General features: G+C 69.3%; 22 protein-coding genes and 1 tRNA gene. 7 read left to right on the top strand and 16 right to left on the bottom strand.

The genetic code is table 11. The features are described from left to right. Nucleotides 1-60 precede the first annotated feature (60 nt). The 5 genes from phaE to WCE39_RS06035 all read left to right on the top strand — a co-directional run bounded on the left by phaE (nt 61) and on the right by WCE39_RS06035 (nt 3,944). Entirely contained in the window at nt 61-1,545 is a 1,485-nt protein-coding gene (gene phaE, locus WCE39_RS06055) for a class III poly(R)-hydroxyalkanoic acid synthase subunit PhaE (RefSeq protein ID WP_343275778.1), read from the top strand. Nucleotide 1,546: 1 nt separating this feature from the next. Continuing rightward, a complete protein-coding gene (locus WCE39_RS06050) occupies nt 1,547-2,611 on the top strand; it encodes a class III poly(R)-hydroxyalkanoic acid synthase subunit PhaC (protein ID WP_343275777.1) in 1,065 nt (354 codons plus the stop codon). Further along, entirely contained in the window at nt 2,608-2,808 is a 201-nt protein-coding gene (locus WCE39_RS06045) for a PspC domain-containing protein (RefSeq protein WP_343275776.1), read from the top strand. The genes WCE39_RS06050 and WCE39_RS06045 overlap by 4 nt, the downstream gene beginning before the upstream one ends. 11 nt (nt 2,809-2,819) lie before the next feature. Next, nucleotides 2,820-3,284: a hypothetical protein gene (locus WCE39_RS06040; protein WP_343275775.1), complete on the top strand. Its 465-nt coding sequence runs from the start codon at nt 2,820-2,822 to the stop codon at nt 3,282-3,284. Between the two features lie 255 nt (nt 3,285-3,539). Then, complete coding sequence (locus tag WCE39_RS06035; RefSeq protein WP_343275774.1) at nt 3,540-3,944, top strand: hypothetical protein; 405 nt, start codon at nt 3,540-3,542, stop codon at nt 3,942-3,944. Nucleotides 3,945-3,956: 12 nt separating this feature from the next. Here the strand turns inward: WCE39_RS06035 and WCE39_RS06030 are convergent, their stop codons facing one another. The 16 genes from WCE39_RS06030 to WCE39_RS05955 form a co-directional block, all read right to left on the bottom strand. After that, nucleotides 3,957-4,754: an NRDE family protein gene (locus tag WCE39_RS06030; RefSeq protein WP_343275773.1), complete on the bottom strand. Its 798-nt coding sequence runs from the start codon at nt 4,752-4,754 to the stop codon at nt 3,957-3,959. 276 nt (nt 4,755-5,030) lie between these two features. Beyond that, a tRNA-Leu gene (locus tag WCE39_RS06025) sits at nt 5,031-5,117 on the bottom strand. 66 nt (nt 5,118-5,183) lie between these two features. Beyond that, nucleotides 5,184-5,795 carry a cysteine dioxygenase family protein gene (locus WCE39_RS06020; protein ID WP_343275772.1) on the bottom strand — a complete coding sequence of 204 codons (612 nt, stop codon included), beginning with the start codon at nt 5,793-5,795 and terminating at the stop codon, nt 5,184-5,186. A 94-nt stretch (nt 5,796-5,889) separates the two neighbouring features. Next, nucleotides 5,890-7,005, bottom strand: coding sequence for a homoserine O-acetyltransferase MetX (metX, locus tag WCE39_RS06015; protein WP_343275771.1), 1,116 nt, complete (start codon nt 7,003-7,005; stop codon nt 5,890-5,892). Nucleotides 7,006-7,090: 85 nt separating this feature from the next. Further along, nucleotides 7,091-8,434, bottom strand: a complete 1,344-nt coding sequence (gene gdhA, locus WCE39_RS06010) for an NADP-specific glutamate dehydrogenase (protein WP_343275770.1) — start codon at nt 8,432-8,434, stop codon at nt 7,091-7,093. 66 nt (nt 8,435-8,500) lie between these two features. Beyond that, entirely contained in the window at nt 8,501-9,586 is a 1,086-nt protein-coding gene (locus tag WCE39_RS06005; RefSeq protein ID WP_343275769.1) for a tetratricopeptide repeat protein, read from the bottom strand. Further along, nucleotides 9,586-10,065 (bottom strand): cytochrome c-type biogenesis protein, encoded by a 480-nt coding sequence (locus WCE39_RS06000; protein WP_343275768.1) that lies wholly within the window; start codon nt 10,063-10,065, stop codon nt 9,586-9,588. Before WCE39_RS06000 ends, WCE39_RS06005 begins: the two co-directional genes overlap by 1 nt. Beyond that, nucleotides 10,062-10,652 carry a DsbE family thiol:disulfide interchange protein gene (locus tag WCE39_RS05995; protein ID WP_343254422.1) on the bottom strand — a complete coding sequence of 197 codons (591 nt, stop codon included), beginning with the start codon at nt 10,650-10,652 and terminating at the stop codon, nt 10,062-10,064. Before WCE39_RS05995 ends, WCE39_RS06000 begins: the two co-directional genes overlap by 4 nt. Beyond that, complete coding sequence (locus WCE39_RS05990) at nt 10,649-12,577, bottom strand: heme lyase CcmF/NrfE family subunit (protein ID WP_343275767.1); 1,929 nt, start codon at nt 12,575-12,577, stop codon at nt 10,649-10,651. The genes WCE39_RS05995 and WCE39_RS05990 overlap by 4 nt, the downstream gene beginning before the upstream one ends. Beyond that, nucleotides 12,578-13,066, bottom strand: coding sequence for a cytochrome c maturation protein CcmE (gene ccmE, locus WCE39_RS05985; RefSeq protein ID WP_343254420.1), 489 nt, complete (start codon nt 13,064-13,066; stop codon nt 12,578-12,580). Beyond that, nucleotides 13,063-13,239: a heme exporter protein CcmD gene (gene ccmD / locus WCE39_RS05980; RefSeq protein WP_343254419.1), complete on the bottom strand. Its 177-nt coding sequence runs from the start codon at nt 13,237-13,239 to the stop codon at nt 13,063-13,065. Before ccmD ends, ccmE begins: the two co-directional genes overlap by 4 nt. Further along, a complete protein-coding gene (locus tag WCE39_RS05975) occupies nt 13,236-14,000 on the bottom strand; it encodes a heme ABC transporter permease (RefSeq protein WP_343254418.1) in 765 nt (254 codons plus the stop codon). The genes ccmD and WCE39_RS05975 overlap by 4 nt, the downstream gene beginning before the upstream one ends. Nucleotides 14,001-14,165: 165 nt before the next feature. Beyond that, nucleotides 14,166-14,609 carry an azurin gene (gene azu / locus WCE39_RS05970; protein ID WP_343275766.1) on the bottom strand — a complete coding sequence of 148 codons (444 nt, stop codon included), beginning with the start codon at nt 14,607-14,609 and terminating at the stop codon, nt 14,166-14,168. 162 nt (nt 14,610-14,771) lie between these two features. Beyond that, nucleotides 14,772-15,440 (bottom strand): heme exporter protein CcmB, encoded by a 669-nt coding sequence (ccmB, locus tag WCE39_RS05965; RefSeq protein ID WP_343275974.1) that lies wholly within the window; start codon nt 15,438-15,440, stop codon nt 14,772-14,774. Beyond that, nucleotides 15,440-16,081, bottom strand: coding sequence for a heme ABC exporter ATP-binding protein CcmA (gene ccmA, locus WCE39_RS05960; protein ID WP_343275765.1), 642 nt, complete (start codon nt 16,079-16,081; stop codon nt 15,440-15,442). The genes ccmB and ccmA overlap by 1 nt, the downstream gene beginning before the upstream one ends. 37 nt (nt 16,082-16,118) lie before the next feature. After that, nucleotides 16,119-16,604: a DUF3293 domain-containing protein gene (locus tag WCE39_RS05955; protein WP_343275764.1), complete on the bottom strand. Its 486-nt coding sequence runs from the start codon at nt 16,602-16,604 to the stop codon at nt 16,119-16,121. Between the two features lie 78 nt (nt 16,605-16,682). On the opposite strand from WCE39_RS05955, the gene WCE39_RS05950 reads away from it, so the two are divergent. Beyond that, complete coding sequence (locus WCE39_RS05950) at nt 16,683-17,828, top strand: pyridoxal phosphate-dependent aminotransferase (protein WP_343275763.1); 1,146 nt, start codon at nt 16,683-16,685, stop codon at nt 17,826-17,828. 78 nt (nt 17,829-17,906) lie between these two features. Continuing rightward, nucleotides 17,907-18,704, top strand: a complete 798-nt coding sequence (locus WCE39_RS05945) for an amidohydrolase (protein WP_343275762.1) — start codon at nt 17,907-17,909, stop codon at nt 18,702-18,704. The last annotated feature ends 2 nt before the right edge of the window (nt 18,705-18,706 follow it).

Below are 18,706 nucleotides of genomic sequence, written 5' to 3'. Positions count from 1 at the left end.
GCCACGCAGGCACCGCCGCCGGCGGTTGCTATGATCGGAGCGAACAGACGGAGGCGCGTGATGTCGGGGAATCCACGGGACGATTTCGAATCGCTGGCACGGCGCTACTGGGCCGCATTGGGCGACGCGCTGCGCAACACGGTGCCGGGCGTTGATGGGGCGCCGGGCATGGCAGGATTCCCGGGCCCGGGCGGCACGCCGGGCGCAGGCGGCATCCCGGGCATGCGGGGAGCTCCAGGCATGGCCGGGATGTTCGGGCTGGGCGCAGTCCCGGGGCTGGGCGGGATGCCCGGCATGGGCGGTCCGCAGGCCTCGATCCCCGGCGCGGAAGCGTTGCAGCAATCGCTGGACTGGTGGACGCGGCTGGCACAGGGCGATGGCACCGGAACCAACGACGCCCTGGCGCACTTCAACAGCCAGGCGCGGCAGTGGTATGCCCGGATGCAGGAAGTCGCGGCGCGCTTTTCGGGCCAGGAGTCGAGTGCGGCCGACGTCGCCCGCGCCTGGAAGGACGCGCTCGGCCCTGCCGGCGAAAATCCGTTCCCGGAGATGCTGCGCACGCTGCGCGGCAACGGCCTCGAGGGCCTGGAGCAGTGGATGGAGGGCGCATCGCCGTGGCTGGATTCGATCCGCGACGACGCTCTGTCCTGGCTGCGGCTGCCGGCCTTCGGTGCCGACCGGGAAAAGCAGGAGCGCGCACAGGCGCTCGCGGCCCACATGGCCGAGTACCAGCAGGCGTCCGGCGCGTACAGCGCATTGATGCTCAAGGCCCAGCAGGACGCGTTCGCCATCTTCGAAACGAAGCTGGTCGAGCGCGAAGAGCCCGGGCGCCAGCTGCAGTCCGCGCGCGCGCTGTTCGACCTGTGGATCGACGCCGCCGAGGAGGCGTATGCCGTGGTCGCGCTGTCGCCGGAGTTCCGTGCGGTCTATGGACGCCTGGTCAATGCCCAGATGCGCGTGCGAGCCGGCATGCAGCGCCTGGTCGAGGACGCGTGCGCGCAATGGGGCATGCCCACGCGCAGCGAGCTGGATGGTGCGCACCGCAAGCTCGCACAGCTCGAGCGCGAAGTGAGGGCGCTGCGTGACGTGGTGGCCCGGGCGCAGGGTGGCAGTGGCGGAACCGCGGCTGGACGCGTACCTGCCGGCGCACCGGCATCGCCGCCGGCGCGCGATGCCAACCCGAAAAGGAAGGCTGCTGCAGGAAGCCCGAAGCAGGCTGCCAGGAGCGCGGCGACGCCAGCGGTGAAACGCACCGCGACTGCCGCCGCCAAGGGCGCGAAAAGGACGTCGCGGTCATCGGCAGGGAGTTTTGGCGGCGCAATAGCCGGTGCGATGCCGCGCGCGCCGGAGCCGATTGGATCGAAGCCGGAACCAGGGCCGACGTCGAAGGTCCCGAAGAAAGCAGCGAAGAAGACGGCGAAGAAGGCGGCGAAGAAGGCGGCCAGGAAATTGACCAAGAAGGCGAGCAAAGCGGTGGCGAGGAAGTCCCCCGGCAAGGTCGCCCGGAAAACAGTGACCGGCACTGCGAAGAAGGGGAAGCGCTGACATGTATGGTCCGCTCAACATCACTCCGGCGGGACTCGCCGAAGAAGCGATGCGGCTGCAGCAGAAGCTCTCCGCCGGCATGCAGGTGCTGCGCCAGGTCGACGACGTCGACTTCGGCGCCACCGACAAGCAAGAGGTCTGGCGCGACGGCAAGGTCGTCCTCTACCGCTTCATCGGCGATCGCGCACCCACCGCGAAGGTGCCGCTGCTCATCGCCTACGCGCTGGTCAACCGCCCCTACATGGTCGACCTGCAGGACAACAAGTCGCTGGTGCGCCAGCTGCTCGCCCGCGGCGAGGATGTCTACATCATCGACTGGGGCTACCCGGACCGCTCCGACCGCTTCCTCACCCTCGAGGACTACATCGAGCGCTTCATCGGCGGCGCGGTGGACCACCTGCGCGCGGAGTACGGCCTGGATGCAGTCAACCTGCTCGGCATCTGCCAGGGCGGCGCGTTCTCGCTCAGCTATGCCGCGCTCAATCCCGGCAAGGTGCGCAACCTGATCACCATGGTCACGCCTGTGGATTTCCACACGCCGGACAACATGCTGTCCAACTGGACCCGCGGGATGGACGTTGACCTGTTCGTCGACACCCTGGGCAACGTACCCGCCGACCTCATGAACATGTGTTACCTGACGCTCAAGCCCTGGCGGCTGTTCGTGCAGAAGTACGTGGGCATGGTCGACATCCTCGACGACAAGGCGGCGATGGAGGACTTCCTGCGCATGGAAAAGTGGATCTTCGATTCGCCCGACCAGGCCGGCGAAGCCTTCCGCCAGTTCATCAAGCAGTTCTACCAGGGCAACGGCTTCGTCAATGGCGGCATCGAAATCGGCGGCCGCGAAGTGCACCTGGGCCTGGTGGACATGCCGGTGCTCAACATCTACGCCGAACAGGACCACCTGGTGCCGCCGTCGGCGTCCAGGCCGCTCGGCGGGCTGGTCGGCACCAGCGACTATTCCGAACTCTCCTTCCGCGGCGGCCACATCGGCATCTACGTGTCCGGCCGCGCGCAGAAGGAAGTCCCGGGCGCGATCCACGAGTGGCTGGGGCAGCGATGAGCGCGGACCGGCCCAGCCTCAGCCGTCCGCTTGACGACCGCGTGCTCGCCGGCGTGATCGGCGGCCTTGCGCGCAGGTTCGGTTGGAATTCCACCCTGTTGCGCGTGCTTTACGTGGTGTTCTCTGCGGCGTCGATCGCGTTCCCGGGCATCCTCGCGTACCTGGTGCTGTGGCTGTTGATGCCCGAGGACGGCTGACCGCGTCCGCGATGCGGGCGCTTCGGCTGGTCGTGGGCGCTGCGGGCGTGGCGTGGACGCTGCCGAACACCCTGGCCGGCTTGCTGGTCGGCATTGCCGCGCTTCCTTTCGGCGCGCGCGGCAGCCTGCGCAGTCGCGATTTCGCCCTGGTCTTCGACCGCGTGCCGTGGGGGCCGGGCGGTGCGATGACCCTGGGCAACGTGATACTGCATACCGGTGGCAGCATCGACTGCGATTGCATGACCTACGCCCATCGCGCGGGTCTGTGCGAGCAGCCCGCGGTGCGGCTTGCCGATCACGAGCGCGCGCACGTGCTGCAGTACATGGTCCTGGGTCCCCTGTTCCTGCCGTTGTACTTCGCGTGTGGCGGGATTGGCGTGCGCAACCGCTTCGAGCGTGCGGCCGACCGCTATGCGCTCAGTGGCCGTGGCTGGTGGCCCTGGCCGGCACCGCCGACGAACGGTCGCCTCGATTGACGTTCGCATAACGGGCCCTGCGCTATCGTCGCAGGCGTCGAAGAAAAAGCGGAAAGGCTCCGGCCCGTACGCAATCGCTTCGACGACGAAAGGCTCAGCCGACCAGGGAAACCTGGACGACTGGGCCTTTCATATGTCTGCCCCGTACGGGTTTTCCCGAGGCGCGTCCGGGATGGCGAAGGGCTAGTCTGACGACATGGGGCCGGACCGACCGCACGATTGCAGGCCTGGCCGCGAACCGGAGAGCGAAAGCCCATGAGTCCTGTCCGCCTGCGCGCCGACGTCACGCCCTGGTCGTTCCTGCTGCCGATGCTGCTCGCGGTGGCGGGCGGAGTCCTGCTTGCCGACATCGTCCGTCACGTCGCCGGTGCCGCCTTCGCTCCAGAGGAGCCGCAGCAGCCGACGGTCGCTGCCGTCGCAAAGCCGGATCAAGACGAGGGCGATGACACGGACGACATGCATTCCGAAGCGACGGGGCTGGTCGAGGTCGGTGCCTCCAGCGGTGGTGGCGTGGTGCTGCTGCCCGGGCCGTCGACCGCGATGCGCGAGGGGGCCGATCGCGCCTGCATCAACGACACCATCGCCATGCGCCGGCCGAATGGCTGGGAACAGGGGCTGGAAGACAATGCGCCACTGCGCTGCCGCGCAAGCTCGCCCTGACGCGCAAGGGCTTCAAGGCGGCGGTCGCGGCACGAAGGCGAGGCTGGTGCCCAGCACGACCGCCCGGGGCCCGAAGCGGCGCTCCGCGAACACGAAGCCATCCTCCCCGGCCAGCACCAGCGTGCTGCAGCGCGTCCCGTAGTGATCACTGCTGACGAAGGGCGGCGACAGCCTTCGCTCCAGTTCCAGGCCGATGCCGGTATCGGGCAGGGTGTCGTCGGGTGCCAGCGCGGTATCGGCGAGCGCGGCGAACAGCGGTTCCAGCGACTCTGGATCTGACAGCGGGTCGCGCTTCGACAGTCCGGATTCCAGCCACGAAGCCAGCGCGCGGGTGGCCAGCCTGCTCTTGGGCCAGGCGGCGTTGAAGGCGCCGTTGGACATGGCGTGCAGGCCCGGTGCCACCAGAATATTGGAAGCTGTTGGCCGGTTGCTCGCGAATGCCAGGCGGACGCCGTCAAAGGCCAGCAGGTTGAATGGCCCGAATTCGTCGGGACGTTCGTCGATCCCGGCTGCAAACGCCGGTGCGGCTGCGGTTCCACGTACGAAATCGCGCACCAGCCAGCCGCGCGAGCGCGGCGCCACGCCTGTTTGCAGGCCGTTGCGGACATTGGTGACCGCCGCCAGGCGGCCGGAGGTGGACACCTGCAGCCAGCCGCCGCCCTGTACCAGGTCGCGGCCGCCATAGACCGCGGGATCGTCGGGATCGAGACCCGCGGCCGCAGTCGGTCGGGCGTGGGCCTCGTCGCGGTTTGCGGCGATGGCCAGCGGATAGCGGGGATGCTGGCGCCAGGCGAGCGCAATCAGGCACATGTCGCCATGGTAGCGAGGTCTGGCGGGTGCCGCGCCGGGCATGCGGCACGGGAGGCTTGAAGAGAGGCGCCGGCCCAGCACCGTGGCCAATGGCCACGGCCGTAATTCCGTGTAGGCGGCGCTCCAATCCGTTGGTGCGCTGTGCTGCCGGTCAGCACAGGATCGCCGCAAGCGGCGCTTGCCGGTATCGGCGTGGGTCCTGAATCAGGGTCAGGAAACTCCTACCCCCTACTGAAGGCCGCGGGCTGCGCGTCATACGGCGCGAACACGCAGTAGTGGTGCCGAAGGTGGGACTCGAACCCACACGGTTTTAAGGCCGGCGGATTTTGAATCCGCTGCGTCTACCGATTCCGCCACTTCGGCGCGGGCGGCAAGTATAGCGGCTGTGCGCGGCTTGCCGAGCGTCGTGTGCCGAGGGTCGCGTGCCGCTCAGGCGGCCGCGTCGGTGCGCAGGGCGTTGTCGCGGCGCAGGTGCCATTCGCCGGCTACCGCCTCGAAGCGCGAGCACAGCTCCAGCGGCGCTTCGTAGACGTGCAGGGAGATCGCGATCGCATGCGGATCGGCGTTGCGGATGGTGTGGTATTCGTGCGGTGGAATGAGGCTGCCGGCGCTGCCCGGGCCCGCCTGGATACCGCCCGCGGAGCGGAAGCGGAAGCGCTCGCCGTCGCGCTCGAGCAGCTCGTACTGGTTGATCTCCAGCTCGCCTGCCCAGACGCCTTCCACGCACCAGCAGCCGGCATGGTCGTGGATGGGCGTGCCCTGGCCGGGCCCCCAGGTCATGGCGACCACGCTGTAGCCGTGCCTGGCGCTGCGATACAGCTCGCGGCGGGCGTAGTGGTCGGTGACCGGCTCATGGATGAAGGCGGGCAGGCGCACCGCGGGATCGCGGATCACCCCGCACAGGAAGCTGCGCAGCGCCGCAGTGACCGCATGGCCATCGCCTGCGCCGACCGCTTCGTCGATGCCGGCGACAAGCAGCTCGCGGCCGGGGAAATCAATGTCGGGCAGCGCGCCGGGGGCGCGTTCGCGGGGTCGGGTCATGGCCCGAGTGTACGACGGCCCGGGCAGGCGGGTCGCCGCGCTGCAGCATGCGCGGCGGGGTCCACGGGCCCGTGCGCAGACGCTGAGCCCAGCCTCAGAGCCCAGCCAGGAAGTCGCCGATCGCCGGGGAAAAACGCGCGAAATCGACCAGGAAGGCGTCGTGGCCCTGCGGCGACTCCAGCGGCAGCAGGGTCGACTCGGCGCCGCCGGCGCGCAGGCCGTCGGCAATCTCTTCCTGCTGCTGCAGAGGAAACAGGATGTCGGTATGGACGCCGATCGCCAGCGCGCGCTCGAGACGGATGCGCGCAAGGCCTTCCGCCGTGGTGCCGCCACAGGATTCGCCGATATCGAACCAGTCCATGCAGCGGCTGAGGTAGAGATAGCAGTTGGGATCGAAGTTGCGCACGAAGCGCCGCGCATGCGCTTCAAGATAGCTTTCGACCTCGAATTCCAGGCCGAAAGGGTCCTCGTCGTCGCGGCGGTCGGAATCCAGGCGCACGCGACCGAAGCGGCCGTCCCATTCCAGCGCCGAACGGTAGGTGATCACGCCGAGCTTGCGCGCCATGCGCATGCCGCTTTCGGGATAGGACTCCTCGTCGTATTCGCCGTTGCTCCAGTTCGGATCCAGGCGGATGGCCTCGCGCTGCAGCGAGCGGATGGCGATCGAGAACGGCAGCGCGCGCGCGGCTCCGGAGACATTGACGTGGCTGCGGGCGATGCCGGGATGGCGCGCGAGCAAGGCCAGCGCCGCCATGCCGCCCATGGAGTTACCGATCACGCAGGCCAGTCGTTCGATGCCAAGCGCGCGTACCACGTGGGCGGCGGTGTCGGCGATGTCCTCGATGGCGACGTCCGGAAACGACAGGCCATAGGCACGACCCGTCGCGGGATCGATTGACGCCGGTCCGCTTGAACCCTTGCAGCTGCCGAGTGCGTTGACGCAGACCACGTGCCAACGGTCGGTGTCGATCGCCTTGCCCGGGCCCAGCATGGCCTCCCACCAGCCCGGCGACGGGTTATCCGCGCTGGCCGCGGCATGCGCGTCCGGCGACAGGCCGGTGAGGATGAGGATCGAATTGTCGCCCGAGGCGCTGCGGCGGCCCCAGGTTTCGCAGGCGATGCGGCCCTGCAACAGCTCGCCGCCGCGCTTCATGGCGAAGGGCGAGGGGAGGCCGATGAAACGCGTGCCGGGCGGGATGAATTCGGTCATGGCCACAAGTTTAACGGCCGCCACCGCGCGTGTCGGTCGGGACGGACCGCATCTGGCGTCGGTGGTGCGCCGGCGTCGTCCGGGATCAGGTGATGCCCTGGGCCAGCATCGCGTCGGCCACGCGCACGAAGCCGGCGATGTTGGCGCCGTCGAGGTAGCTCACCGTACCGTCGTCGCGGCGGCCGTGTTCGACGCAGGTGGCGTGGATGTCCCTCATGATCTGCCGCAGCCGCCCGTCGACTTCGTCGGCGCTCCAGCCCAGGCGCATCGCGTTCTGGCTCATCTCCAGTCCCGACGCCGCGACCCCGCCCGCGTTGCTGGCCTTGCCCGGTGCGTAGAGCACGCCCGCTGATTCGAAGATCTTCGCCGCCTCCGGGGTGGAAGGCATGTTGGCGCCCTCGGCGACGCAGCGCACGCCGTTGTCGACCAGCCGCTTGGCGTCGCCGGCGTCGATCTCGTTCTGGGTGGCGCAGGGCAGGGCGACATCGACCGGCACCGACCACGGCCGCATGCCGGCCTCGAAGCGCGCGCCGACGCGGTCGGCATAGTCACTGACCCGGCCGTAGAGGTGGTTCTTCACCTCCATGAGCTCGGCCAGCTTGTCCGTGCTGAAGCCGTCCTCGTCGATGACCGTGCCGCTGGAGTCGGAGACCGTCACCACCCTGGCGCCGACCTCCATCGCCTTTTCGATCGCGCACTGGGCGACGTTGCCCGAGCCTGACACCGACACCCGCAGGCCGTCGAGCTCGGCGTCCTGACGCGCCAGCATTTCCTGCGCGAAATAGACCGTGCCGTAGCCCGTCGACTGCGGCCGCATGAGCGAGCCGCCAGAGGCCAGGCTCTTGCCGGTGAACACGCAGTCGGCGCGGTTGCTGAGCTTCCTCATCATCCCGGCCATGAAGCCGATCTCGCGGCTGCCGACGCCGACGTCGCCCGCGGGCACGTCGGTGTGGGCGCCGATGTGCCGGGACAGCTCGGTAACGAAGCCTTGGCAGAAGCGCATCACCTCGCCGGGGCTCTTGCCCTTGGGGTCGAAGTCCGATCCGCCCTTGGCGCCGCCCATCGGCAGGGTGGTCAGCGCGTTCTTGAAGGTCTGCTCGAAGGCGAGGAACTTCAGCACCGACAGGTTCACCGAGGGATGGAAGCGCAGGCCGCCCTTGTAGGGTCCCAGCGCGTTGTTGTGCTGCACGCGATAGCCGCGGTTGACCCGCACTTCGCCGTGGTCGTCGACCCAAGTGACCCGGAACAGCACCGTCCGGTCGGGTTCGACCAGGCGCTCGAGCAGGCCCTGGCTGGCATAACGCGGATGCGCGGAAAGGAACGGCCAGAGGCTGTCCACGACCTCGGTGACCGCCTGCAGGAACTCGGGCTGGCCGGGATTGCGCTGTTCGACGCGGGCCAGGAAATCCGCGGAGGATTCATGTTTCATGCGTGACATGCTCCCGGGGCGGATGAATCGATGCTGCAGCGCAGCATCAATCATGTCAAGCGCAGGTCACTCCGTGCCGAGGATCAGCTCGATCACCTCGTCGCCCGGCATGGAGACGCGGACGGCGGCCGATTCGACGTCGTCCGCGCTGCGCTCGACCGTGCCGGAGGCGGAGATGCGCGCTGAAACCAGGGCGGTGTCGAGCTGCGACAGGACCTGCGTCGGCATCGGGCTGTCGGCGTCATCGAGCACGATGTCCAGCGGCAGTGCGGACACGGGGTGGCGCTCCGCGGCCACCGGCATCGGCGGGCCATCGGGAGCGCGCGCCATGACGAACACGATGCCTTCGCCGCCGAGCCGTTCGGCGAGGCCGGGGGTCAGCGAGATGCGTACGCGCAGGCCGCCCGAAGATCCCGCACCGGTGCCTCGGCCGGCAGCGCTTGCGACCGGCGGCGCGGCCACGGATCCGGGGGCGGATCCGGTTGCCGCTGGCAGGCCCGCTGCCGCGCGCGCATCTCCGATCTGCGTGCGCAGGCTGGCGGCGGTGGCGGGATCGACCTCGTTCAGCATGGCTTCCCAGGTCGCGACCGCTTCCGCGTCCATGCCGCGCTGGCGCTGGGCAACGCCGATGAACCAGCGCGCGCGCTGGTTTGATGGCTGCAGCGTTGCGGCGCGCTGCAGCAGGGCGAGCGCCTCGTCTTCGAACAGATTCTGCGGATGGGCCTGGGCGCTGGCCTGCGCGAACTCGACCATCAGCGCCGGCTCATCGGGGACCAGCTCGAGCGCCTTTGCATACGCGTCGCGCGCGCCGGCGGCATCGCCCTGCACCGACAGCGAGCGGGCGAGGAGTGCCCAGCCTTCCGGCTGCTGCGGATTGCGTTCGAGCTCGGCGCGCAGCTGGATCACGGCTTCGGCGAACTCGGCGGGATCGGCGTGGGCTGCATCGCCGCCGGCCATCGCCACCGGCGCGCGCGCGCTCGGATCAAGCGCGGCGGGCGTGCCCAGCAGCTGGTACAGGCCGACTGAAAGCAGGGGAACCACGGCCAGCACGGCAAGCCAGGTGCGCGGCGAGCCACGGCGCAGCGGTGCGGCAACCAGCGCGGCGGCCACCAGCGACCCGAACAGCACGACAAGCATGAAGACCACGGTCATTACCACTCCTGTCCGTCGTCGACGGGATCCAGCGCGACGCGGTTGCGGGCCGCACGCTTGCGCACCACCACCACCAGGACCACGGCACCGCCAAGCAGCACGATCCCCGGTCCCAGCCACAGCAGCAGCGTGCCGCCGCCGAACTGCGGGCGGTAGAGCACGAACTCGCCGTAGCGATCGACCAGGAAGGTCTTGATCTCGGCGTCGCTGCGGCCTTCGCGCATCAGGTTGAAGACTTCGCGGCGCAGGTCATACGCGATCGGCGCGTCGGAATCGGCCAGCGACTGGTTCTGGCACATCACGCAGCGCAGTTCGAGGGTCAGCTTGTGGAAGCGCCGTTCCTCGGCGCGGTCGCGGAACTCGAGGGGCTGCGCGTTGCGCGCGGCCTGGGCCGAAGCAGGTGCCGGCACCAGGGCGATCGACAGTGCGACCAGCAGCAGCGCCAGCAACCCGCCGGAAAGCGTCGTGCGCATGTTCATCCGCCGGTCTCCATGGCTTCGACCATCGGTGCAACCACGGTATCGATGATCTCGTCGGTCAGAGGGCCCACGTGCTTCCAGCGCACGATCCCGTCGGCGTCGACCAGGAAAGTTTCGGGTGCCCCGTAGATGCCCCATTCGATCGCGGCGTCGCTGTCGTAATCGGTGACCACGACCCAGTACGGATTGCCGAACTGTTCCAGCCAGCGCAGTGCATCCTCGGGCTCGTCCTTCCAGTTGTAGCCGACCACGCGGATCTTCTTCGTTTCCGCGTAGCGCGCCAGCACCGGGTGCTCGACCTGGCAGGCGGGGCACCAGCTGCCCCAGACGTTCATCAGATAGGGCTTGCCCTGCAGCTCGGCGGTACCGACGCGGTAGCTGGCGTCGTGCAGCACCGGCAGCGAGAACTCGGGCGCGGGCTTGCCGATCAGCGGCGAGGGCAGGGATTCGCGATCGGGGCGGTCGGAGCGGCTCACGCCCCAGCCCAGCAGCACCAGCAGCAGCAGGAATCCACCAAACAGGAGCACGGTCAGCAGCTTGCGGCTACCGCCGTCGGCGTCGGTGCCGGGAGGCCGCGGCGCGTTCATCGCGCCTCTTCCTTCTTCAGCGGCAGGCGGAAGCGGCGGTCGCAGGCAGTGACCAGGCCGCCCAGCGCCATGAGCACGGCGCCGGCCCAGATCCAGCGGATGAAGGGTTTGATGTGCAGGCGGACGGCCCATGCGTCGCCGCCCAGCGGTTCACCCAGGGCAACGAAGATGTCGGCGCGGACACCGGCGTGGATGCCGGCATCGGTCATCACCTGGCCGCCGCTGGCGTAGGCGCGCTTCTCCGGATGCAGCAGCACCAGGGGCTTGTCGTCGCGGAACACCTGCACCAGGCCGCGGTCGGCCATGTAGTTCGGACCCGGCACGCGTTCGACGCCGTCGAAGCGGAACGCATAGCGGCCGATGGTCTGCGTTTCACCCGGCACCATGGGCACCTCGCGCAGCACGTTCTGCGCTTCGACCAGCATCGCGCCCAGCACGAACACCGCGACGCCGAGGTGGCCCAGCACCATGCCGAACATTTCCGGAGTGAAGCTGCGGCCCTTGGCGCGCATGCGCGTCCACGCGAAGCGCAGCGTGCCCAGTGCGACCCAGGCCGCGGCGCCCACGCCAAGGCCGGTCTTGAGCGCCCCCTGCGGCGCCTTGAACCAGGCGATGACGCCCAGAAGCACGGCCAGGCCGAGCCAGGGCGCGAGCATCGCCAGCGGCTTAGAGGCCTGTTCCTGCTGCCAGCGCGTCAGCGGCCCGAAGGGCACCAGCATCACCAGCGGCGCCATCAGCACCAGGAACAGCGTGCCGAAGTAGGGCGGGCCGACCGAAACCTTGCCCAGGTCCAGCGCGTCGGCGATCAGCGGATACAGCGTGCCCAGCAGCACCATCGCGCAGGCGGACGCCAGCAGCAGGTTGTTCACCAGCAGCAGGGTCTCGCGCGAGGAGGCCGCGAAGGGTTTGCCCTGCGCCAGGCGCGGCGCGCGGGTCACGTAGACCAGCAGCGCGCCGCCGATCACCGCGCCCAGGAACACCAGGATGAAAAGACCCCGCGAAGGGTCGGCGGCAAAGGAGTGCACGCTGGTCAGCACGCCCGAGCGGACCAGGAACGCGCCCAGCAGCGAAAGCGAGAACGCCGCGATTGCCAGCAGCATCGTCCAGCTGCCGAAGCTGCCGCGCTTTTCGGTGACCGCCTGCGAATGGATCAGCGCCGCGCCCACAAGCCAGGGCATGAAGCTCGCGTTCTCGACCGGATCCCAGAACCACCAGCCGCCCCAGCCGAGTTCGTAGTAGGCCCACCAGCTGCCCATGGCGATGCCGACGGTGAGGAAGGCCCAGGCGACGTTGGTCCACGGCCGCGACCAGCGCAGCCAGCGCGCGTCGACCGCGCCCTCAAGCAGCGCCGCGAGCGAGAACGCGAACGGCACCACGAAGCCGATGTAGCCGATGTACAGCAGGGGCGGGTGAATGATCATCCCCGGGTCCTGCAGCAACGGATTGAGGTCGTGCCCCTCGGCGACCGCCGGCAGCAGCCGCGCGAAGGGATTGGAGGTGAACACCATGAACGACAGGAAGCCGACCGCCACCAGGCCGATCACGCCGAGCGCGCGCGCCCGGAAGCTCCACGGGATGCGGCCCGATGCCAACGCGACTGCGGCATTCCACACCGCCAGCATCAGCGCCCACAGCAGCAGCGAGCCTTCATGCGCGCCCCAGACCGCGGTGTAGCGATAGACCAGTGGCAGCAGCGAATTGGAGTTGTCGGCCACGTACTTGACCGAGAAGTCCTGCATCACGAAGGCCAGGGTCAGCAGCACATAGCCGGTCAGCACCAGCACCAGCTGCGCGAGCGCCGCCGGGCGCGCAACCGCGGCCAGGTCCTCGCGCCCGCGCGCCGCGCCGGCAAGGCCGGTGATGCCCTGGAGGACCGCGAATACCAGTGCCAGGGCAAGGACCGCCTGGCCGATCTCGGGCAGCACCTAGAGGGCGCCTTCGGGTTGCGGCGCGGGCACGTCGACGTTGTGCTTCTCGTGCGCCAGGCCCATCTTGTCGGCCACTTCCTTGGGCACGTAGGTCTCGTCGTGCTTGGCCAGCACGTCTTCGGCGACGAAGGTGCCGTCGGCGCGCATGCGGCCGGTGGCGACCACCGACTGGTTCTCGCGGAACAGGTCCGGGAGGATGCCCGAGAACACCACCGGCATCAGCGCATCGCCGTCGCTGACCATGAAGCGCGCCTCCATCGAGCCGGGCGTGCGTTCAAGCGAACCGTCGGCGACCATGCCGCCAAGGCGGAAGCGGGTGGCGCCGGAGGCGACGTCGGCGCCGGCACGGCCGTCGAGGATTTCGGCCGGGGTGAACAGGTAGGCGACGTTGCGCTGCAGGGCCATGGCCACCAGGACGGCCACCAGCGCGGAGGCGGCGACGATGGCGAGCACGAACCAGAGGCGTCGGCGGCGGGTGGGATTCATCGGCGAAGCTCCGTGGAACGGTCGGGTCGGTCGGGACGAACGGTGCGGCGCGCCGCGAGCCGGCGTGCGGCGCGCAGCTGGCGCGCAATGGCGAGCCGCGGGGCGATGAGGTCCCAGAGCAGCATCAGGGCGAACACCGCATAGGCGGCGATGACGTACTCGAGGTAGCTCATTCGCGTGCCCCTGCCGCGGATGCTGCTGCGATCCGGCGGACCCAGTCCTTGCCGGCCTCGCGCTGCAGGTTGTCGGCGCGCGCGCGCGCCAGCAGCGAGCCTGCGAACCAGAGCTTGGTGCCGATCAGCATCCACACCAGCGGCGGCAGCATGCTCGGGTCCATCGAGGACTCGCCGAACACGCGGATGGTCTGGCCCTGGTGCAGCGAATTCCACCACACCACCGAATAGCGGATGATCGGCAGCATCACCACGCCGACCAGCGCCAGCAGGCCCGCGGCGCGCGCGGCGGTGCGGCGGTCGTCGATGGCCTGGTACAGGCCGATCACGCCCAGGTAGAGGAACAGCAGCACCAGCTGGCTGGTCAGGCGCGGATCCCAGTCCCACCAGGTGCCCCACATCGGCTTGCCCCAGATCGAACCGGTGACCAGGGTGACGAAGGTGAAGGCCGCGCCGATGGGCGCGCAGGCCATGGCGAGGATCTCGCAGAGCTTGATCCGCCAGATGAGCGCGATCGCGGAATAGAGCGCCATCAGCCCGAATACGAGCAGGCTCATCCATGCCGCGGGCACGTGGATGTACAGGATGCGGAAGCTGTCGCCCTGCTGGTAGTCGGCGGGCACCTGGAACAGCGCGCCGTACACGCCCCAGGCCATCACCAGCGCGCCCAGCGCGTAGCCCCAGGGGGACCATCTGGCGGCAAAGCGGTCGAAATAGGGCGGTGAGCCAAGCTGGTGGAACCAGCGGATCACCGGATTCATGTCGGACATCGTTTTCGCTGGCAGGAGGTGGGGCTGGCCCCGCTGTTCGCCGGCTCAAGGCCTGCCGGGGGCCTTGGCCAGGCAGGCCATTCTTTCAGGTTTGGCCCCCCGGGCCAAGCACGCGGAACGGCACCGGGCCGTTCCGCGGAGGGTACGCAGCGGTACTTACTTGAGGGTGATGGTGCCCTTCATGAGCGCCGAGTGGCCGGGGAAGCTGCAGAAGAACGAATTCGGGCCGGCACCGAGCTTGGCGACCGGGAAGGTCACCGAAGTGCTCTCGCCACCGCCGACGAGCTTCGAGTGCGCAATGACGCGGCTGTCGCCGGCCTTGACGTAGTCCGCGGCCGCGCCGGCCTTGATGCCGTCGGCGTCGATGCCCTTGATGTCGGCGGTGGCGGCGATCACCACGTTGTGGCCCATCGCGACCTTCGGCAGCTGGCCGGTGTGCTTGAGGTTGATGGTGAAGTCCTTGCAGCTCTTGCTGACGTCGATGTTGGCGACGTTGAACTTCATTGCGTCATTGCCTTCGATATCGACCGAGCAGGCCGCGGCCATGGCCGCAGGGGCGCCGAGCATGAGGACGGAAGCAAAGAGGATCTTGCGAATCATGGGTGACTCCTTGGTAGGACAGAGGATGACTTGCTGCAGGAGAATGATAGGGAGGCGGGCTTGGCGACCACCTGATCCGGGTCAAGTGGACCGCGGGCCGCACCGTGCACGTTGCACTCGGTTCAGCAGCGGCGATCCCCGCCATCGCAGGGGTTGCACCGGCTATTCCAGTGCGATGCGGATCGCCGCGGCGGCGGCAAGCGGCGCGAGCACCAGGGTGGCCACCAGCCCCGCGGCCAGCAGCAACAGGCCGCCCACCGGGTCGAAGCCCTGCGCCGCGGCGGTGACGCTGCCGGCACCGAACACCAGCACCGGCACATACAGCGGCAGCGCCAGCAGCGCGACCAGGATCCCGGAGCGGCGCATGCCCACGGTGAGCGCGGCGACCACCGCGCCGAGCAGCGCCAGCAGGGGCGTGCCCAGCGCAAGGGCCACGAACAGCACCGGCCAGTGCTCGCGTGGGAGGGCCATCAGCTCGGCCAGCAGCGGCATGGCGATCAGCAACGGCAGCGCCGTAGTCGCCCAGTGCGTGGTCACGCGCACCAGCACCAGCCAGGCCAGGGGCACCGGTGCCAGCAGCCATTGTTCAAGCGAACCATCCTCGGCGTCGCCGCGGAACAGGGTGTCCAGCGCAAGCAGCCCGGACAGCAGCACCGCCACCCACAGCGCGCCCGGCGCAACCCGCGCCAGCATCACCCGGTCATTGCCCAGCGCCAGCGCGAACAGTACGAGAACCAGCAGTGCGAACAGCGCCGGCTGCAGGGCATCGCCGCGCCTGCGCCACAGCAGCTGCAGGTCACGGGTGGCGAGCGCGCGCGCGGCCGACCACATCACGCCGGCCGCTCCAGCACCAGCAGCCGGGTGCGCACCGGCGGCGCGGCATAGGCGCCATGGGTGGTGACCATGGCACCGCCGCCTTCGCGCAGGTGCGCCTGCACCATCCGGTTCACCAGTTCGATGCCTTCGAGGTCGAGGTTTGCGTAGGGCTCGTCCATCAGCCACAGCGGCGCCGGCGACAGCCACAGCCGTGCCAGCGACAGGCGCTTGCGCTGGCCGGCCGACATCTGGCGCGCGAGCGCGTCCTCGTAACCGGCCAGGCCGACGGTCGCCATCGCATCCTCCAGCGACATGCCGGGGCGGCTGCCGTGCAGGCCGCACAGGAAGCGCAGGTTTTCCAGCGCACTCAGGTCCGCCTTCTGTCCGGGCAGGTGCCCGAGGTAGCCGATCACCCGCGCGCGCAGTGCCGGCAGCGCGGGCTGGCCCTGGAGCCGGATCGCGCCGGCGTCGGCGCGCAGCAGTCCCGCCAGCACCTTGAGCAGCGTGGTCTTGCCGGCGCCGTTGGCGCCCTGGACCAGCAGGGCCTCGCCCGCGCCGACCTCGAATTCCAGCGGGCCGAACACCGGCATCTCGTTGCGCGTGAAGCGCAAGGCCTGTGCGGAGAGCAGCGGTGCGTGGCTGGTGGCTGGGGGCATCGTGCGGCACGGGGCCGCGACGGCGACCGGAGGGCCGCTATTCTAGCCAGTCGATCATGGCCGCGGGCCCGAACTGCGCGGGGCGCGGAGCCTGCATGCGCAGGCGCACCGGATCACCGCGCAGCCACCACAGCGCGCCCATCTGGCCGAAGCGCCGGGCGAGGGCGTCGAGGTCGTCGCGGCCGATGTCGAAGATCACCCAGCCGGGCTCGCGCCAGCTGCGGTTGGTCGCCGAGGAGAACGCGGGCAGGTGGCCCAGGCCACGCGCGCCGAGCTCGGCTTCGAGTGCTGCGTCCTCCTGGCGGTTGGAAGCCTCCCCGCGCGGCTGGGAAAACGGATTCCATGCCGACAGCAGCCCGAAGCTCCGCACCTGCGGATGCAGCAGTTCCAGCCCCGGCACCGGCAGGCCGATGCGGATGTCGTGCCAGTCACCGTCGCGCCCCCAGCGGTATTCCGCCTCGAGGTACGCGGTGGCGAGGCGCTGGAGGTCGGCGCCGGAGGCGGGAGGCAGGGGCTTCGACATGCTTCAGATTTAACGCCAGCTGGAGGCCTGCGTAAACTCCGGCGTGCACCGGCACGTGGCCGGCCGAAGGAGACGCAGATGCCGGGCACCAAGCTCCCGAAGGTGGGAACGACCATATTCACGGTGATGTCGCAGCTCGCGGCCGAGCACGGCGCTGTGAACCTCGGCCAGGGCTTCCCGGATTTCGACGTGCCGGCGCGGCTGGTCGGCGGCGTGGACAAGGCGATGCGTGCCGGCCACAACCAGTACCCGCCGATGACCGGCGTGGCCGCGCTGCGCGAGGCGATCGCCAACAAGACCGCGGCGCTGTACGGCTATCGCCCCGACCCGGACGCCGAGGTCACCGTGACCAGTGGCGCCACCGAGGCGATCTTCAACGCCGTGCACGCGGTGGTCCGCGCCGGCGACGAGGTGGTGGTGCTGGACCCCGCCTACGACTGCTACGAGCCGGCGATCGACCTGGCCGGCGCGCGCGCCGTGCACGTGCCGCTGGACCCGGCCACCTTCGCCCCGGACTGGGCGCAGGTGCGGGCCGCGATCGGTCCGAAGACGCGCATGCTGATCGTCAACTCGCCGCACAACCCGTCCGGCGCGACGCTCGGCGCCGACGACATGGCCGAGCTTTCCGCCATCGTCGAGGACAGCGGAATCTGGCTGATTTCCGACGAGGTCTACGAACACATCGTGTTCGACGGTGCGCGCCATGAGTCCGCGCTGCGTTATCCGGCGCTGCGCGAGCGCGCCTTCGTGGTGTCGAGCTTCGGCAAGACCTACCACTGCACGGGCTGGAAGCTCGGCTACTGCATCGCGCCGCCGGGGCTGTCGCTCGAGTTCAGGAAGGTCCACCAGTACAACGTGTTCTGCAGCTTCGCGCCGGCGCAGCACGCGTTCGCGGAGATGCTGCGCGAGGAGCCGGAGCACCATCTCGGCCTGGGCGATTTCTACCAGGCCAAGCGCGATGCATTCCGCGCACAGCTCGCGGCCACGCGGCTGCGGCCGCTGCCGGTGTCCGGCGGCTACTTCCAGCTGGTCGACTACTCCGAAGTCAGCGACCTTGCGGACATCGAATTCTGCCGCTGGCTGACCATCGAGCACGGCGTCGCGTCGATCCCGCTGTCGCCGTTCTACGAAAGCCCACCGCCCGGGCAGCGCCTGGCGCGGCTGTGCTTCGCCAAGGCCCAGCCGACCCTGGACGCCGCCATCAACCGCCTCACCCACCTGTAGGAGCAGCTATCGCTGCGACCGCAGCCCCACATTGCGGCCATCGCAGCCCGCGGCGTCCGGGCAGACTAGGATCACCCCATGGACAACCTGCGAATTTCCCTGGTCCAGGGCGAAACGCTCTGGCACGACCCCGCCGGCAACCGTGAGTACTACGGCGGCCTGATCGCATCGCTGCGCGGCCTCACCGACCTGGTGCTGCTGCCGGAAACCTTCACCAGCGGCTTCAGCAACGACGCCATCGACCAGGCCGAAGGCATGGACGGGCCGACCGTGCAGTGGATGCGCGACCAGGCCGCGACGCTGGGCGCGGTGGTAAGCGGCAGCGTGCAGCTGCGCGACGGCGGCGATGTCTACAACCGCATGATCTGGGCCACGCCCGACGGCGGGCTGCAGCACTATGACAAGCGCCACCTGTTCACCTACGCGCGCGAACACGAGCGCTACGCCGCCGGCCGCGACCGCCTAGTGGTGGAGCTCAGGGGCTGGCGGATCAATCCGCTGGTCTGCTACGACCTGCGTTTCCCGGTGTTCGCGCGCAACACGCTCGATGCCGATGGCCGGCCCGCCTTCGACCTGCAGCTGTACGTGGCCAACTGGCCGGCGACGCGCGCGTACGCCTGGAAGACGCTGCTGCGCGCGCGCGCGATCGAAAACCTGTGCTACGTGGCTGGCCTGAATCGCGTGGGACGCGATGGCAACGGCCTGGCGTACAGCGGCGACAGCGCCGTGATCGACTTCATGGGCGCGCCGCTCAGCGAATGCGCCGACGAGGAGGTCGTGGTGACCACGACCCTCCTCGCCGAAACGCTCGCTGCTCATCGCGAGCATTTCCCGGCACTGCTTGACGGCGACGCCTTCAGCCTCGCGACCGGCTGACC

Source organism: Luteimonas yanweni, from assembly GCF_039548475.1.
GTDB lineage: Bacteria > Pseudomonadota > Gammaproteobacteria > Xanthomonadales > Xanthomonadaceae > Luteimonas.
The sequence above is the reverse complement of the archived record's forward strand: the minus strand, read 5'-3'. Positions and strand labels throughout refer to the sequence as shown.

Bases quoted from the DNA above. Each gene is read 5' to 3' on its own strand.
- phaE (WP_343275778.1), top strand. From the start codon at position 61: ATGTCGGGGAATCCACGGGACGATTTCGAATCGCTGGCACGGCGCTAC.
- WCE39_RS06050 (WP_343275777.1), top strand. From the start codon at position 1,547: ATGTATGGTCCGCTCAACATCACTCCGGCGGGACTCGCCGAAGAAGCG.
- WCE39_RS06045 (WP_343275776.1), top strand. From the start codon at position 2,608: ATGAGCGCGGACCGGCCCAGCCTCAGCCGTCCGCTTGACGACCGCGTG.
- WCE39_RS06040 (WP_343275775.1), top strand. From the start codon at position 2,820: ATGCGGGCGCTTCGGCTGGTCGTGGGCGCTGCGGGCGTGGCGTGGACG.
- WCE39_RS06035 (WP_343275774.1), top strand. From the start codon at position 3,540: ATGAGTCCTGTCCGCCTGCGCGCCGACGTCACGCCCTGGTCGTTCCTG.
- WCE39_RS06030 (WP_343275773.1), bottom strand. From the start codon at position 4,754: ATGTGCCTGATTGCGCTCGCCTGGCGCCAGCATCCCCGCTATCCGCTG.
- WCE39_RS06020 (WP_343275772.1), bottom strand. From the start codon at position 5,795: ATGACCCGACCCCGCGAACGCGCCCCCGGCGCGCTGCCCGACATTGAT.
- metX (WP_343275771.1), bottom strand. From the start codon at position 7,005: ATGACCGAATTCATCCCGCCCGGCACGCGTTTCATCGGCCTCCCCTCG.
- gdhA (WP_343275770.1), bottom strand. From the start codon at position 8,434: ATGAAACATGAATCCTCCGCGGATTTCCTGGCCCGCGTCGAACAGCGC.
- WCE39_RS06005 (WP_343275769.1), bottom strand. From the start codon at position 9,586: ATGACCGTGGTCTTCATGCTTGTCGTGCTGTTCGGGTCGCTGGTGGCC.
- WCE39_RS06000 (WP_343275768.1), bottom strand. From the start codon at position 10,065: ATGAACATGCGCACGACGCTTTCCGGCGGGTTGCTGGCGCTGCTGCTG.
- WCE39_RS05995 (WP_343254422.1), bottom strand. From the start codon at position 10,652: ATGAACGCGCCGCGGCCTCCCGGCACCGACGCCGACGGCGGTAGCCGC.
- ccmE (WP_343254420.1), bottom strand. From the start codon at position 13,066: ATGAATCCCACCCGCCGCCGACGCCTCTGGTTCGTGCTCGCCATCGTC.
- ccmD (WP_343254419.1), bottom strand. From the start codon at position 13,239: ATGAGCTACCTCGAGTACGTCATCGCCGCCTATGCGGTGTTCGCCCTG.
- WCE39_RS05975 (WP_343254418.1), bottom strand. From the start codon at position 14,000: ATGAATCCGGTGATCCGCTGGTTCCACCAGCTTGGCTCACCGCCCTAT.
- azu (WP_343275766.1), bottom strand. From the start codon at position 14,609: ATGATTCGCAAGATCCTCTTTGCTTCCGTCCTCATGCTCGGCGCCCCT.
- ccmB (WP_343275974.1), bottom strand. From the start codon at position 15,440: ATGTGGTCGGCCGCGCGCGCGCTCGCCACCCGTGACCTGCAGCTGCTG.
- ccmA (WP_343275765.1), bottom strand. From the start codon at position 16,081: ATGCCCCCAGCCACCAGCCACGCACCGCTGCTCTCCGCACAGGCCTTG.
- WCE39_RS05955 (WP_343275764.1), bottom strand. From the start codon at position 16,604: ATGTCGAAGCCCCTGCCTCCCGCCTCCGGCGCCGACCTCCAGCGCCTC.
- WCE39_RS05950 (WP_343275763.1), top strand. From the start codon at position 16,683: ATGCCGGGCACCAAGCTCCCGAAGGTGGGAACGACCATATTCACGGTG.
- WCE39_RS05945 (WP_343275762.1), top strand. From the start codon at position 17,907: ATGGACAACCTGCGAATTTCCCTGGTCCAGGGCGAAACGCTCTGGCAC.